The 13,487-nt window shown below is 69.1% G+C and carries 15 protein-coding genes and 1 pseudogene; 3 read left to right on the forward strand and 13 right to left on the reverse strand.

All coding sequences use genetic code 11. The features are described 5' to 3' along the window. Positions 1 to 5: 5 nt before the first annotated feature. From HUW36_RS00290 to HUW36_RS00320, 7 genes are all read right to left on the reverse strand, one after another. On the reverse strand, positions 6 to 371 hold the full coding sequence (locus tag HUW36_RS00290) for a cyclic-phosphate processing receiver domain-containing protein (RefSeq protein ID WP_425487211.1): 366 nt from the start codon (positions 369 to 371) through the stop codon (positions 6 to 8). Positions 372 to 412: 41 nt separating this feature from the next. Then, positions 413 to 679 carry a hypothetical protein gene (locus tag HUW36_RS00295; protein WP_174526195.1) on the reverse strand — a complete coding sequence of 89 codons (267 nt, stop codon included), beginning with the start codon at positions 677 to 679 and terminating at the stop codon, positions 413 to 415. Between the two features lie 136 nt (positions 680 to 815). Beyond that, positions 816 to 1,316 (reverse strand): SRPBCC family protein, encoded by a 501-nt coding sequence (locus HUW36_RS00300; protein ID WP_174526196.1) that lies wholly within the window; start codon positions 1,314 to 1,316, stop codon positions 816 to 818. A 695-nt stretch (positions 1,317 to 2,011) separates the two neighbouring features. After that, positions 2,012 to 4,864 (reverse strand): DUF2510 domain-containing protein, encoded by a 2,853-nt coding sequence (locus HUW36_RS00305; RefSeq protein WP_174526197.1) that lies wholly within the window; start codon positions 4,862 to 4,864, stop codon positions 2,012 to 2,014. Between the two features lie 124 nt (positions 4,865 to 4,988). Continuing rightward, positions 4,989 to 5,288, reverse strand: coding sequence for a hypothetical protein (locus HUW36_RS00310; RefSeq protein WP_174526198.1), 300 nt, complete (start codon positions 5,286 to 5,288; stop codon positions 4,989 to 4,991). Positions 5,289 to 5,449: 161 nt separating this feature from the next. Beyond that, positions 5,450 to 6,544 (reverse strand): hypothetical protein, encoded by a 1,095-nt coding sequence (locus HUW36_RS00315; RefSeq protein ID WP_174526199.1) that lies wholly within the window; start codon positions 6,542 to 6,544, stop codon positions 5,450 to 5,452. A 232-nt stretch (positions 6,545 to 6,776) separates the two neighbouring features. After that, complete coding sequence (locus tag HUW36_RS00320; RefSeq protein WP_246247744.1) at positions 6,777 to 7,316, reverse strand: DinB family protein; 540 nt, start codon at positions 7,314 to 7,316, stop codon at positions 6,777 to 6,779. Positions 7,317 to 7,457: 141 nt separating this feature from the next. Between HUW36_RS00320 and HUW36_RS00325 the strand changes: the two genes are divergently transcribed. Next, entirely contained in the window at positions 7,458 to 8,132 is a 675-nt protein-coding gene (locus HUW36_RS00325) for an HAD family hydrolase (RefSeq protein ID WP_174526200.1), read from the forward strand. Between the two features lie 43 nt (positions 8,133 to 8,175). On the opposite strand, the gene HUW36_RS00330 is transcribed toward HUW36_RS00325, so the two are convergent. The 3 genes from HUW36_RS00330 to HUW36_RS00340 form a co-directional block, all read right to left on the reverse strand. After that, positions 8,176 to 9,081 carry an alpha/beta fold hydrolase gene (locus HUW36_RS00330; RefSeq protein WP_174526201.1) on the reverse strand — a complete coding sequence of 302 codons (906 nt, stop codon included), beginning with the start codon at positions 9,079 to 9,081 and terminating at the stop codon, positions 8,176 to 8,178. 196 nt (positions 9,082 to 9,277) lie between these two features. Further along, complete coding sequence (locus HUW36_RS00335; RefSeq protein WP_174526202.1) at positions 9,278 to 9,520, reverse strand: hypothetical protein; 243 nt, start codon at positions 9,518 to 9,520, stop codon at positions 9,278 to 9,280. A 161-nt stretch (positions 9,521 to 9,681) separates the two neighbouring features. Then, positions 9,682 to 10,047 (reverse strand): hypothetical protein, encoded by a 366-nt coding sequence (locus tag HUW36_RS00340; RefSeq protein WP_174526203.1) that lies wholly within the window; start codon positions 10,045 to 10,047, stop codon positions 9,682 to 9,684. Positions 10,048 to 10,270: 223 nt separating this feature from the next. On the opposite strand from HUW36_RS00340, the gene HUW36_RS00345 reads away from it, so the two are divergent. Next, positions 10,271 to 10,576 (forward strand): hypothetical protein, encoded by a 306-nt coding sequence (locus HUW36_RS00345; RefSeq protein ID WP_174526204.1) that lies wholly within the window; start codon positions 10,271 to 10,273, stop codon positions 10,574 to 10,576. A gap of 391 nt (positions 10,577 to 10,967) precedes the next feature. Here the strand turns inward: HUW36_RS00345 and HUW36_RS00350 are convergent, their stop codons facing one another. Next, a complete protein-coding gene (locus HUW36_RS00350) occupies positions 10,968 to 11,339 on the reverse strand; it encodes a GntR family transcriptional regulator (RefSeq protein ID WP_174526205.1) in 372 nt (123 codons plus the stop codon). Next, a complete protein-coding gene (locus HUW36_RS00355; protein WP_174526206.1) occupies positions 11,336 to 12,220 on the reverse strand; it encodes a hypothetical protein in 885 nt (294 codons plus the stop codon). Before HUW36_RS00355 ends, HUW36_RS00350 begins: the two co-directional genes overlap by 4 nt. A gap of 83 nt (positions 12,221 to 12,303) precedes the next feature. On the opposite strand from HUW36_RS00355, the pseudogene HUW36_RS35410 reads away from it, so the two are divergent. Then, a pseudogene (locus HUW36_RS35410) lies at positions 12,304 to 12,470 on the forward strand (site-specific integrase); the annotation flags it as partial. Between the two features lie 110 nt (positions 12,471 to 12,580). On the opposite strand, the gene HUW36_RS00360 reads toward HUW36_RS35410, so the two are convergent. Further along, positions 12,581 to 13,414: an SDR family NAD(P)-dependent oxidoreductase gene (locus HUW36_RS00360; protein WP_174526207.1), complete on the reverse strand. Its 834-nt coding sequence runs from the start codon at positions 13,412 to 13,414 to the stop codon at positions 12,581 to 12,583. Positions 13,415 to 13,487: the final 73 nt, after the last annotated feature.

A 13,487-nucleotide genomic window follows, 5' to 3' on the forward strand; every position in this document is an offset into this window, starting at 1 on the left:
TATCGCTACTCGGCCCCGGCCAGGTAGCCGACATGCGGTGACCCGACCGCCGAGCGCACGTGGTATCCCCACCGACGCAACGCCTGCATGACCTTCTCCGCGCCGGCGGGATTCGCGGAGTGGACGTAGACCACGCCGACGTCGAACGGGCGCCTCTCGAACGCGGCCCGCTCCAACACCTCGACGACCGGCCAGATCGTGTCGTCCTCACCGAGGTCGTGATCCAGCCACAGCTCGTCCAGTCGCCGTCCGCGGTAGGACTCCAGCGCCGCGATGCCGGCACTGCTCGTACGGGCCACGTGTGCCACCCGGCCGTCGACGAACGAGCGCAGGTCGTCGACCAGCACGATTCCCGGCAGCTTCTCGCTCACCACGGCACCACCCTCCCGAGAGGCCTTCGAAGACCCGACCCTCACACGGTCGGCCAGGGCTCGCCGCCGTGCAGACCGGCAACCTCCCGTTCTGGGATGCGCGCGACGAGAACGATCACCCGCTCGGGGTCGGCCGGCGCTCGCCCGAGCACCCGCACCTCGGCCTGCTCGGCGATCGTGGCGTCCGCCAGGACGGAGAACAGGAGATCACCGTCGGCCTTGCTGTACCCGTCGGCCGCCAGTTCGATGGTCGTCCCGGAATGCAGCTCGACAACCCAACGGCTCGGTGGCCCGGCAGCGAATCTCACGGCTCGAAGGCTAGCGTCCGAAACCCCGGACGGTAGCCGGCCATCGGCCCACGACGGCGGAACGCCGTTGCGTTCTCTCGGAGCACCGAACCCCGACCAGGGCCGACACCCGACGCACCATCGGTACCAGGCCCGGTCATTCTTCTTGGCGCGGATCTCGTGCCCACTCCCCACGCCTGGGCTCTGCCAGGGTGGCGGCGAGATAGGCGTTGCGGCGTGCGATCAGGCGGCGCAGATACGGCCGCAGGACGAGGATGGCCACCAGGCCACCGAGGGGACCCATCGGCGCGGTGAAGTCGATGACATCACGCATGCGGGTGGCCGAGGAGCCAGCCGGATCCGGCGCGAAGCTGTGCTCGTGGTGCCATCGGCCGAACGGGCCGCTGATCTGCTCGTCGGTGAAGCCGTACGGCCGCCGGTAGTCGGTGATCCGCACGGTCATCCGCCAGGGAAGGCCGAAGTGCCGGGCTTCCCAGGTGACGGCATCACCGGCCGTCAACCGGCCCGTCGTCATGCCGCCGACCGCCCGTTCGGCGGCGCTCCCCATGGACTCGGTATGCGTACCGACGTCGAGGCAGGCGTCGAAGACGGTCTCCGGGGCTGCCCGAACGTCAGTGGTCAGCTCAATACGCGGCACAGCGCCACCGTAGCCTCGGCGACCGACGCGGCTCGGTCGGCTGGCGCTTCACGAGACTTTCGGACGCCGACCCGGGCCTCCCCGAAAAGGCCGATAGGCCCCCCGAGGGAGGCCTATCGGGAGCTGGCAGGCAGATCCCCTACAGCAGCGATTCCATCCCGGCGACTGCCAGTCGGATCGCGCCGGCCAGAAGGGAGATCTGGGTGACGATGAAGGTCGTGTGAACACAGATCCTTCCGATCACCCGGAAGTCCCTCTCCAGCTTGACGAGGACCTTGTGGAACCAATCTTGGTTACGCAAGACCGATTCCCGGACCCGTTCACTTTTGGGCACTCTTCCTCCAATAAGAAGGGAGAGCGAGCAGCAGCGAACGGATCGCTAGTCCGACTCGCTGCCACCCACTCTCGGTGGGTACAGCAAGCCGAACCAGCGAATGCCAGCTCGGTTTATTGAACCCTCATCATAACCCGTCGATGGGGTCGCGTGCTAGCCTGGGCGGTGCGTAAGCCCCTCCTTGGAAGCGGCGGATTCGCTACCCGTCGGCAGGGGCGCGCCAGCGGCAGCGGCGAAGCCTTTTATCACTTTTGGGCAGGCCTAGCCGCTGTCGCTGCTCCCGATTCAGGGACCCCGGGCCGATCTGCGATCCAGCACAGGCGGGTCTCAGCCTGAGACACGCTCAGCAAGGGGAGGCAGATCAGGCGCGGAGGCTGACCAGGGTCGGCGGGGTGCGTTCGCCGTCGGGTCGGGCCAGGCTGATGACGGCGTGGCCGGTCGGTATGCCGTTGAGAAGGTCGGATGCCGACCAGATGGGACGTTCGACCGAGCGGACGGTTCGCCCGTACTGGCGGCTCTGGCTCTGTCCGTGTTGGCGGCCCGGGTGGCTGACGGTTTCCGTGGACGAACTGCTGCTGGTGGCGCCCCCGGACGACATGGAGCTGGTGCCTGTGCTCTGGCTCGAGGCGTACGAGGCTTCGCTTGTCGTGGTGGACCCGGTGCTGCCCGAACCGGTGTGGACGGTCACCTCGTCCACCCATTCGGTTCCCCAGTAGTCCGCGAGGTAGGCGGCGTCGGTGGGGTTGCCGCCCGCGAAGACGGCCTTGCAGCCGGTGGCGGCGAACAGGCTGGGTCGGATGTCCGGTTGGAGGTCACTGAGCGACTGCGTGAGCATGACCAGGCCGGCGTTGCGTGATCGGAGTCGTTGCACGCCGTGGGCGACGTACTCGTCGACGTAGCGGCCGGCTTCGTCGATGACGAGGCCCTTGAAGATGGACTTGTTCGCCGATGGCGCGGAGCAGGCCTGCACGAACTGGGCGACGGCGAGTCGGGCGAGGATCCGGGACGCCTCCGGCAGGGTTCCCTCGGCGAGCGCGATGCGGACCCGCAAGGGGCGGTTGATGTCCCGCATGGCGAAGCGCTTCTTCCTACCGTCGAGCATCTGCGTGAGGCTGGGCCGATCGAGGAGGGTGAGCCGCTCGACCATGGAGGCGGCCGGGTCCTCCCGGCGAGAGTGTTGCCGGCGCAGCGCGGCGAGCAGAGCTTCGAAGTCCCGTACGCGGCCCTTGTTCTTCAGCCTGTCCCGCAGCGACTGATGGGCGGTCTCGGCGCCGGCGAGCACGTCGAGGAGCTGGCGGACCGTCGGGTACTCGTCGTGTGCGGCGTGGAAGCACGCGAGCGCCCAGTACAACGAGTTCTTCGACGCGTCCATGAAGTAGGTCTTGTCGGCGCTGACCCCGACGGGCAGGAGCGCTGCCGCGAGTCGGTCTGCCGCTTCCTCGGGGTCGGCGGCGCCGCCGTACAGGTCGAAGCTGAATGACCCGTCGGGGTTCGACAGGTCGATGTCGACGTCGAAGTGACCGGGCTGGCCGAAGTCGTCGCCCTTGGGGTCGATGACGACCACGGAGGCCTGGCCGGCCAGTGCCTGCAGTGCGAGATGTTCCACGATCGGTGTGGCGACGCTTCGCGTCTTACCCGCTCCCGGCGGCCCGACCACCAGCATGCTGGTGCGCAGCATGGAGACGTCCAGCACGAAGGGCGAATCGGGCATGGCTGCGATGTTGTGAGGATCCCCTGCCACCCGGCCGAGCAGGACTTCGCCGCGCGCGAGCCGGTGGTGGGCGACGCGCGGCTCGAGGTCGCGTTGGCCGGACGGGTGGCAGTACGCGGCCGATCCCTGCTGCATCAACTTGTACAGAGCCGCGTTCAGCCGATCGTCGGGCCGGTCACGAAGTGAAGCGCCGATGCGTACGTAGTCGACGTCGCTCAGCAGCTGACGATCCCGCACCCGGTTCAGGCAGGCGAGCAGTTCGCCGCGGAGCCCGCCGACCGGCCCCTCAAGAGGGACACCCCCGTCCCCCTCCTGCTCGAAACGCGGTTCGACGTCGACCGTGGGCCCCGCCACCTGCATGACGAGACGATCGTAGCGAGGCTGACCCGCGTCGCCCGCCCGGCGGAGGATGGACAAGAGGTCCTCGCCCATTCCCATCGTGGCAACCGCCCTGTCGGCCTGGTACGCGCTGCTCTGTTCGGCGAGATCGGCCGCCTTCCGGCCGACGAGTGCCACCAGGAGCGGAGGGCCGAGAAAGAGGAACAACGTCCCGTAGAAAATGATGCGAGCAAACGAGACAATGCCCCGGAAGACAAAGTCGATGAATTCGAACCCGTCGCCCTCCCCCGCAATGATCTTCCAGACAACATTGACTGTGTTGACGATCGCGCGCTCGACCCATCCGGCTGCGTGAAACAGGGCGATCGCCGCTGTGCAGGGGAGCCGCAGCATCGATCGGAGCATTCGCAGTCGCACTTGACCGGTGAGATGGAAGCCGACACCCCGCCCCAGCAGAGCCGCCAGTTCCGACTGAGGGAGCTGCTCCAGCGCCCCCCGGGTGACGACGACCATGCGACCCGGCCGCGAGTAGGCATCGATACCGTCGTCATCGGCGATCCGGACCTGACAACGCCGCAGATCCTTGGCTGCGCGCGCCGCCACGAGGGCCCACGCCGGCCGAAGGACGGCATCTTCACGCTCCGTCGGGAGGCGGCTCTCCGGCAGCCAGTCCCACTCCCCGAGCTTCCACCACGCGAACTGTAGGACGGCAGCAGCCGGCCATGCCGCCAGCACCAGCAGCCCCCAGGTCGGGCGCATGCTGACAGCCACGAGGTAGGCGACCATCGCCGAGACCAGCAAGGAACAGGCAGCCACGGCGGACACCAGCAGGACCTGGGCGACCACGTTCGTGGCCCGGACCCGGGAGGCGAGGAAACCAGCGCCGTGCGCCTCGTCCTCGCCCGCCGTCAGCGCAGGCGGAGGTTCGCCGGCCCGAACCGGTACGTAGAGCCTCGTTCCCGAGGTCTGACGCGGCACTCGGCCGGGTTCACCGGCCGTCCGGTCCCTGTCCATTTTCTGGAAGGCTGCCGCGACCGAATGCCATCCCGCATGGCCGGCTCGGCGAGCCACACGAGTGCGATCGGTCCAGCAGCGGCCATCGAAGTACCGCTCCAGCGGCAGCTCCGAGGGGCACTGATACCAGCCCTGAGCCTGCTCTGCCATCGATCGTCCCCCCGCGTGTCCACATGCTAACGCGGGCCTGTGGATCTCACGGCCCCTCCACGTGACAGACCGAGGACAACAGAGAGGTCTCCCTTGCCTTGGTCATGTCCAACGGACCGCTTGTTCAGCCAGTGCTCCGCCGTTCACGGATCAAGCGCAGGAAGATGCGCACGCCGAGCACGGCGAATACGATCACGGCCGGAATGGACAGGAGCGTCCAGGGCTTTCCGAGCATGTTGGCGGTCCCCAACAGGGCCGCGGCGAGCCCTTCCCAGACAAACTCGCGCCCGCTGATCAGCTCACTGCGCAGCGGCTGCTGGCCCTGGCGTCGCTCTGCCCGCAGACGCCGCAACCCGTGCAGCGCCAACAGCACACCGAATCCGAGGCAGCCCAGACCCGCCAGCCAGTTCAGCGCGCCCGACACGAGACCTCCCGGAGGTTTGCTCGGCTGCAGGAGGCAGCATCGAGCGACATGCCGATCTTGTCATCACTCTCGCTTCTCTGCCGCCTCAGCTTCGGGCACGTCGATGGTGCTGGCCGCGTGGACCGTGGGCAGCGACCTCTTGGGCGGGAGTGTGGGCGAGGCTAGCCGTCGAAGCGTTCCCAGGTGAAATCCGGATCGCGCAGCGGGCGGAGCGCCACCCGGTGCCGGCTGCCGGCGTACACCTCCAGCGAGCCGTCGGGGGAGGCTGCGGTCGTGACGACGAGGCCGGGTGCCACGTAGTGCCGGGTGGGGTCGCCCGGCCATCGCAGGGGTCGCAGAGGTACCTGATGCAGCGGTTCGACCAGCCGGCGCGCCTGCTCGCCAGCAACGGTGGCAAAGCCGCCGAAGGGACTGCTGTACGACGCCTCGCCAAGTAGGAACTGCAGCAGAAAGGCACTCAAGGGCTCTCGCTCGTGGTCCGCGTGAAGCCCGCGGTACCGCACTGTCGGGTCTGCCTCGGTCGGATCCAGCAACATCCCGAAGACGCCCTGGTTCTCCGCCCCGAACTCCACCAGCCCGTCGTCCTTGTCCTCCAGCTCGTCGGCGGTGTAAAGCTGGTTGTGCAACCCGTACACCTCTGCACGGCCGGCAGCCGCCCGGTAGAAGGCAAGCAGCGGTCCGGGAAGAGGGCGGTCCACGTCGGCGGGCGCGTCGTCGCCTCGTGGGAGGTCGGCATACCAACCGGCCACGAACTCCCGCATCGCGGCGACACGGTCGTGGGGCAGGGTCCGGAGCCAGTCGAGGCCGGCAAGCGGATACTGAGGTGTGGGCCGCACCCGGTCGAGAACGTGAAACGGCAGACGGTCGGCGAGGTGCAGCCGGCAGAGGGTGAGCCTGCCGGGCAGGCGGTACGGAAACGGGCTGTCCTCTGCCAGGGCGCCCGGGGCGTGGCGGCTGACCGCCTGCCGCAGTCTGCCCAGCGGCATGAATCCCTCCGGAAGGCGGACGAATCCGAGCTTCGGAGGTTCGGAGTCGACCAACCGCGCTTCCACACCTTCGGGGAAGGGCTCGTGCAGCGTCAGGTCGTCGAAGTTCCGCACCGCGCTGCCGTCGGGCCGGTCCCCGGCACGAACGACGACCAGCGTCGCCGACGGCCCGACCACGTAGCTGACATCGCCGGCTGGCAGCACGTGCGCTTGCGCGCCGGCGTACGACAGCACCTCGGACTCCGTCAGGACGGACCACCGCTCAGGCACGTGACCAGGCTAGGGGAAGACGTTCCGCCCGCTGGTGGCCAGCCGGCGTCCCGCGCGGAGTGAGACGCGTCCTGGTCGCCGCTGCTGTCCGGGGCAGCCGGGCGTCCGCCTCTCCGACGCAGGCGCCAGATGGCCTCCGAGCATGCGATGCCCCGGCTCTGCATCACCGCCGATCCTCACGGTGAAGCCGGCTCCTGACGGCGGTCCCCGGCTGACCCACCGTGCCGGTGGTTCACAGGCCGGTTCGCCCATCGATGCACTCGCGCAGGAGGTCGGCGTGGCCCGCGTGCCGCGCATACTCCTCGATCACGTGGACAAGTACGTCGCGCGTGGCGTGGCTGCCACCGTCGGCCGGCACCTCGCGGCCCAGGTCGGCCTCCTCGAGGGCGTCGAGCCATTCATCCGCCTTGGCGATCTCGGCCTTCCAGGTCGCAAAGGCGTCCTGCACCACCGCTGGGTCGGGGTCTGCGCCCCCGAAGTCCCAGTCTGGGTCGTCCTCGTGGGGGTAAAGGCACGGTGCGTCGGTCCGCCCCTGCAGCACACGCTGGAACCAGTGGTTCTCCATCTGAGCCAAGTGGCGGACCAGGCCGAGCAAGCTCAGGGTGCTGGGCGGCACCGAGCGACGACCGAGCTGCTCGGCGTCCAGTCCGTCGCACTTCATCTCAATGGTCAGACGGTAGTTGCCGAGGTACTCCCGGTAGGTCGCCTTCTCGCCGACGGGCTCACCGAAAGTCCTGGGATCGTCCTCGGGGGCGGTCCACAGTTTACTCACGACGACACCCAATCGCGGTCTGACTACACCGGTCAAGTGAGTTGCAGCGCCCCAACTTCGACGACCACCACAAGCAATTCGATCGCCACTCGCCTATCGGACGGGCCCACAGAACTCGTCGTGTTGATCTAGGGTGACGCGATGACCGCCAAGCCCGTGACGACGGTACTGTTCGACTTCGCCTGGACTCTGTTCGCCAGGAACTCGGAGCGCTGGGTGGGCAACGCGGCGGCATCGATCGACCGGACACTGGCTGCCGGCGAGGCGCACCGTGTTGCTGGCGACTTCGCGGATCTGTTGCGGGAGACGGCCACGGACCCGGCCCACATCGCCCGAGATCTGGATCCGCGAGTCTGGGATCGGGCGATCCTCGCCGTGCTGGAACAGATTCCCGGGGTGGACCAGGCGCTGGCATCGGTCTTGCACGACACACACGCCGAAGCGATCGAGCCGTACGCCGACACCGTCGGTACCCTGTCCGCATTGCATGACAGCGGTGTCCGCATCGGCGTCGTCAGCAACGTCGGCTGGGACATCCGCACATGCTTCGCGCGGCACGGACTCGAGGTCCATGTCGACGCGTTCGTCCTGTCCTACGAGGTCGGCTTCGTCAAACCGGACCCTCGGATCTGGGGCGTCGCCCTCGAAGCCCTCCACGCCGCACCGGACCAGACCCTGATGGTCGGTGATCATCCCGCCGGCGACGGCGGATCGGTTTCCGCCGGCATACCGGCGCTGATCCTGCCCATGGTGGATTCGCCCGCGCAGAAACGCGGCTTCGAACACGTGCTCAGGCTTGCCCAGGTGCCGCCCTGACAGGTCCGTCACACCCCGTGATCACCACGTCGCGCGGAAGGGCTCACTCGGACTCGGTCCGGATCACCGCGACGAGGTCGACGATCGCCTCGATGACCACCTCGGGTCGATCATGGTGGATATAGTGCCCGGCGTCGTCGACGACGGAGTGACGCCCCCGGGGCGTGGAAGCCGCGATTTCTCGCATCAGGGAAGCAGAGCGCTCCTGGAGGCTACGTGGTTTTCCCCGAGCTGCGCTCAGTATGACGACCGGCACGTCGGGCAACACCGAACGACCTCGTGCCTCACGCGCGACTGGCGCACTCCTGGCTGCCAGCAGTGCTTCCGTGCGGATCATTCGCACCTGCTGTCGACTCGCATACGACGCCACGTAGGCGTCAGCGATCAAGCCGCGGAGCCGATCGTCATCGGTGCAGCGCGCTGCCAGACTTCGCCCCATTCCTCTGGCCGCCTTGCCGAAGAGCCCAACCGACTTCAGCGACACGACCCCGGTCGCCATCGCCACCTCGGCCGCCGTGGCCCACCAGGTCTCAAGGTCCTCGTGGCTCGGATCGATCAGCACCAGACCGGCGATCCGATGGGGGTGGCTGAAGGCCACCAACTGGGCGAGCAACCCTCCCCAACTATGTCCGACCACCACGGCGGGGCCCACCTCATCGAGCAACGCCGCCAAGTCCTCGATCTGGGTTTCGAGGGTGAGCGATACGGCCGGCTCGCTCTCGCCGAGTCCCGCCCGGTCATAGGCGATGACCCGGGAGCATTCCGCCAATTTCGGCATGATGCTCGCCCAATCCAGTGCCACCTCACCGCAGCCAGCCACCAGGACGATGGTCGGCCAACCCACGCCGGCTTCTGCCCAACGCAGCCGACGGCTGCCACGCATCAGTTCCTGCCGGCTGACGCGAACTGGAACGAGTTCGGTCAGCGCCTCGATGACGAGATCCCGCACCTCTTGCCTCCCCCGGCCTACTGCCTGACGGAACGTCGCCCGAGATTCATCTTCGGCACACGAGCACGCCAGCAGCCATCGATACAAGAGGCACCGTAGTGGCTCGGTTCCGCACCGACGTACCCCAGCCGTCATCGAAGCCGGCCCAACTGCCCCGACCGGCCCCCTGACGGCAGCCGTGGCGATCTCGTCGAAGTCAGCGGCGACGCGGATCGCCGGTGATCGCCGCGGCGAGGAGCGCGAACTGGCGCCCTCCCGGCGATGGTGGCTCCGCCGGCGCGGCCAGGATCAGCCACGGCATCGACGGGATCCGCGGTATTTCGGTGAAGTAGAGATCGTCAGCGAGGTCGCTCACGCTCGTAGCCGCATCGCCGAGGAACTCCAGAAATGATTCGACGGTGTCCGGGTGGGCTCGCCCCTCGGCGAGCAGCGCGGTCACGGCCCGAACTGCGGGCGCCGTCGCCGTCTGCGGAAACCCTGATGCAACACCGCCATGTCGTGGTGATCCAGCGCAGCCTGCCGGGCAAAAGGAGTCACCGAACTCCAGCGCGGTCAAGTGCCCCCCGGGCAGCGGGCTTCGCGGCACCTCTCTGTGGCGGCCTACTCGCCGAGCCAGGACAGGTCCGGAGCGGGCGACTCATCCAGGCGTCCCTCGCGGATCTGCCACCACTCCGCTCCCTCGCGCTCGTCGGTCGTGACGAGGAACAGGCCTCTCGGAAAGTCGTTGTCGTCGTCGACGGGCGACATCACCGCCAGCTGCTCGACCTGGCCCCGTAGCCACTGCAGGTGGCTCTGCCGGACGTCGCCACCGTAGAACAGGTACAGCGTCCAGTTGAACGGCGCCGACGGGAATGCCCAGCCACCCGAGTACAGCTCGTGACGGTGTTGCGCGATTATCTGCTCAGCGGCGACACGCTGCTGGAAGTCGATCTCAATCCAGCCTCGGACCGACGCGTACATCCCCATGGCCTGCACTATAGGGACGGCGGGCCTGCCCTCGTCGGTCGCGATCAGCGCGTCAGGTGTCGCCGATCAGTTGGCGGACGCGTGTCGCAGATCAGCCGACAAAGGACAGGCGGGCCAGCGGTCGTCCCTCGATCGACCGGCGGTGCACGGGTCCCGGAATCCGATCGCGAATCTCCGCGGCCGCACGGCGGCGGGCTGCCCCTGTCCGTGCAAGGATCCGCCAGTGACGCTCCTGCTGGAACACGGCGGCCGACAGTTCCACGTCATGGCCTACCACGACGCGATACGGCACGACGGTCCGGCACTTGAACTTGCCGAACTGGTGAACGGCGAACTGGGTCCGGCTCTCGTCACGGTCCTGCTCGCCGATGCCGATGCCGATGCCGATGAGGACGACGCTCTGCTGACCGAGTGTGGCCTGCCGTTGCCGATACTGACAGCATTCGTGGAGGCCGTCGCGGACGAGCGACGTCGCCTACGCGAGGGGAGTTCGCTCATGAACCGCGAATCGGTGTGGTGGGTGCAGTGACACGCCGTCGGTTGCCATTCGGTGCGGTTGAACGCCGTCCAGTGCACCCTGTTGCTCCCAACCTGCTCGCCGGACCCCGGGCTTCGTGATCTGGCCGCTGCTGGCACGCTGACATGAACTGTCCCGCAGGGTGCTCGCCGTGGTGGCGGGCCCGATTGGCCCTGGCCAGCGCCGACGCGGGGCCCGCGGCCCGTTACCCTCAGGCGCTCCCGACCTGACCCCACGCCTCGCCGCCCCGACCACACTCGAGGGATACCCGTCATGGCAGCGGCAGGTTCGGACGGTGGCGTGGACTCGCGGACCAGGACATCGGTCAGGTGGGACCGAGGGCCCAGCGCCGCCGCGGTGGCCGAGCGGATGGATCTACTCGTCGTCCGCCCGGCTCGGTAGGTCAGGGGCCCAGTGCCGCCGCGACGGCCGCGCGGATCTGCTCGTCGTCCGCGCCGAGCAGCCGGGCGTCGCGGACGAAGGCGGCGGCCCGCTCGTGCAGGACGGCGGCGGGTGGGCGGGCCCGGGCGGCGGCCACCCGGGTGCCCCCACCCCGCCGCGAGACGATCAAGCCGGCCGACTCCAGTTCACGGTACGTCCGGGCCACGGTGCCGACCGCCAGGCCCAGGTCGGCGGCGAGTTGGCGCAGCGGCGGCAGGCGGTCGTCCGGCGCGAGCACCCCGTACTCGATCAGGTCCGTGAGTTGCCGGCGCAGTTGCTCGTACGGCGGGGTCGGGTCGTCGGTGTCGACGGTGAGGGTCGGCCGGTCGGTCACGACGCGACTCCCGCCGCGGTGGCCCGCTTCGGAACGAGGACCGCCGTGGTCCACCAGACGGTCAGGGCGATCACCACCGGCCACGCGGCCAGCAGGAACCAGCCCACCGGCCGGCCCCAGGCGGGGCCGCAGGCGGTGGAGAGCAGCGCCCAGGACGCCGTCGCGGCGACTCCGGCCAGTGGTAGGCCGACCAGGATCCCGACGGCGCCGGTCACGGCACGGGCGGTCCGCCGCCGCGACGCGTCGTCGACGGCGATCAGGTCGGGGGTGCCGCCCGGCCGTGGCCGCCGAACGATGTTGCGGAGTACGACGTAGGCGACGACCAGACCGAGCAGCACGACGACTGCCAGCGGCACCGAGTAGAACGTCCCTGGCCACGGGCCGTGCTCCTCGGCGGTGGTGGGTGGGCAACGCAGATCCAGGGCCCGGCCGGGATTCCCGGCATCGTCGGGGCCGCTGTTGGCCGAGGTGACGACCAGCAGAGCCAGCAACCCGACCGCCGCGACCGCGACCGCCCGACTCATCCGGCGTGGCAGGTAGTCCCGAACGGTGCGGACCTCCAGGGCCGCCGTCCGCGTCGGGCCGCCCGGCGGGGCGACGCTGATCTCGCCGATCAGCACACCCACCAGCACGCAGATCCCGAACACCGGGGCAGCCAGCAGCGCGCCCAGGTCGAGGGGATCGGCGGCGGCCACCGCGACGCCGAGCGTCGCCCCGACGGCCACCCCGGCCCATCGCCACCTCGTCGTACGCCGGATCGCCCGCTGGCGCGGGTCGTCCGGCGGCCGGCGGGACGGGCGCGCCCGCAGCCACGCCACGGTGAGGGCGACCGCGGCGACGACGAGATACAGCACGGTCACGGTGATCGGAATTCCGCCCATGGAGACCTCCGGCTTGTACCGCTTGCTTGACACAATGATGGTCTCTACGCCCGTGAGTTTGTGTCAAGAGGTTGGTACACATCCGAGCCGCCACGCCTTACGCCACCTACGAGACGTTCGTCCGCCGCTACATCGCCCCAGCCCAGGGACCAAGCGGCTCGACCGGCTCCAGTCCCGGGACGTGCAGACCTGGATCAACCAGGTGGTCCGGACCTGCCAGTGCTGCGCCCAGGGCACGTCGCGGGCCCGCGGTAGTGCGGCAGTCCGGCGAGTGGCGTGGAGCGGAGGTGCGGTCGGCCCGGGCACGACAGGTGACAGCGCCGTGCGGCCGGAGATGTCGTCCCGGCCGCCGCCGTGGGGTCAGATGCTGCGGTGACTGCTGATGGCGGCTCGCAGCTCGGCGAGCTTCGGCGCGAGGGCTGCGTCGACGGCGAGCGGATCGCGTACGTTGAGGTCCTCCATCGCGCGGCGCTCGGGCAGCTGGGTGTTGATGTCGATCTGACGGTTCTCGAGGCCGGCCACGATCTCGGCGACCACGTCGTCGACGGGACGCAGTCCGTAGCCCAGGTCCGGGCCGGCCTGAGTGGTTGCCATCATGGGCGTGTCGACCGGGCCGGGGAAGACGGTGGCCACGTGGATGCCGCTGCCGTACAGCTCGCGACGTAGCGCTTCGTCGAAGCGGGCGAGGCCGGCCTTGGTGGCCGCGTAGGTGGCGTAGTAGGGCGTGCCGACCAGGGCGGAGGCCGAGGCGATGCCGACCAGGGCGGCGTGACCGTGTCGGGCGCCGGCGGCGCGCAGGTACGGCAGCGCCGCCCGGGTCAGGAGGATGGGTGCGAGCAGGTTGAGCTGGATCATGGCCTGGATGTCGACGACGTCGATGTCTTCGAGCGCCGAGGCCCGTACGTTTCCGGCGTTGTTGATCAATATGTCGAGGCCGCCGAGTTCGGCGACGGCCGCTGTGACCACCCGTTCGGGCTCCCCGTCGGCGGTGAGGTCGGTGGTGACCGTGCACGCGGTGCCGCCGCGCTCGACGACCAGTGCGGCGGTCTCGGCGAGTGGTTCGGGCCGCCGGCCGGCCAGGGCCAGTGTGCTGTGGCGGGAGGCCAGCGCGAGGGCCAGGGAGCGACCGATCCCGCTGCCGGCCCCGGTGATGAGGATGCGGCGTCCCTGAAGGTCGAGGCGGGGAGAACTCATCGGAGGCTCCGTTCCAATCGAGAAGATCGCGGGCGTCCGGCTCCGGCCCGCGACCGGACGCGAGAAGATGCCG

Origin of the sequence: Micromonospora maritima (assembly GCF_902825405.1) — a bacterium.
GTDB lineage: Bacteria > Actinomycetota > Actinomycetes > Mycobacteriales > Micromonosporaceae > Micromonospora > Micromonospora maritima.

Coding starts and splice junctions, on each gene's coding strand:
- HUW36_RS00305 (WP_174526197.1), bottom strand. CDS start 4,864: ATGGCAGAGCAGGCTCAGGGCTGGTATCAGTGCCCCTCGGAGCTGCCG.
- HUW36_RS00325 (WP_174526200.1), top strand. CDS start 7,458: ATGACCGCCAAGCCCGTGACGACGGTACTGTTCGACTTCGCCTGGACT.
- HUW36_RS00340 (WP_174526203.1), bottom strand. CDS start 10,047: ATGGGGATGTACGCGTCGGTCCGAGGCTGGATTGAGATCGACTTCCAG.
- HUW36_RS00355 (WP_174526206.1), bottom strand. CDS start 12,220: ATGGGCGGAATTCCGATCACCGTGACCGTGCTGTATCTCGTCGTCGCC.
- HUW36_RS00360 (WP_174526207.1), bottom strand. CDS start 13,414: ATGAGTTCTCCCCGCCTCGACCTTCAGGGACGCCGCATCCTCATCACC.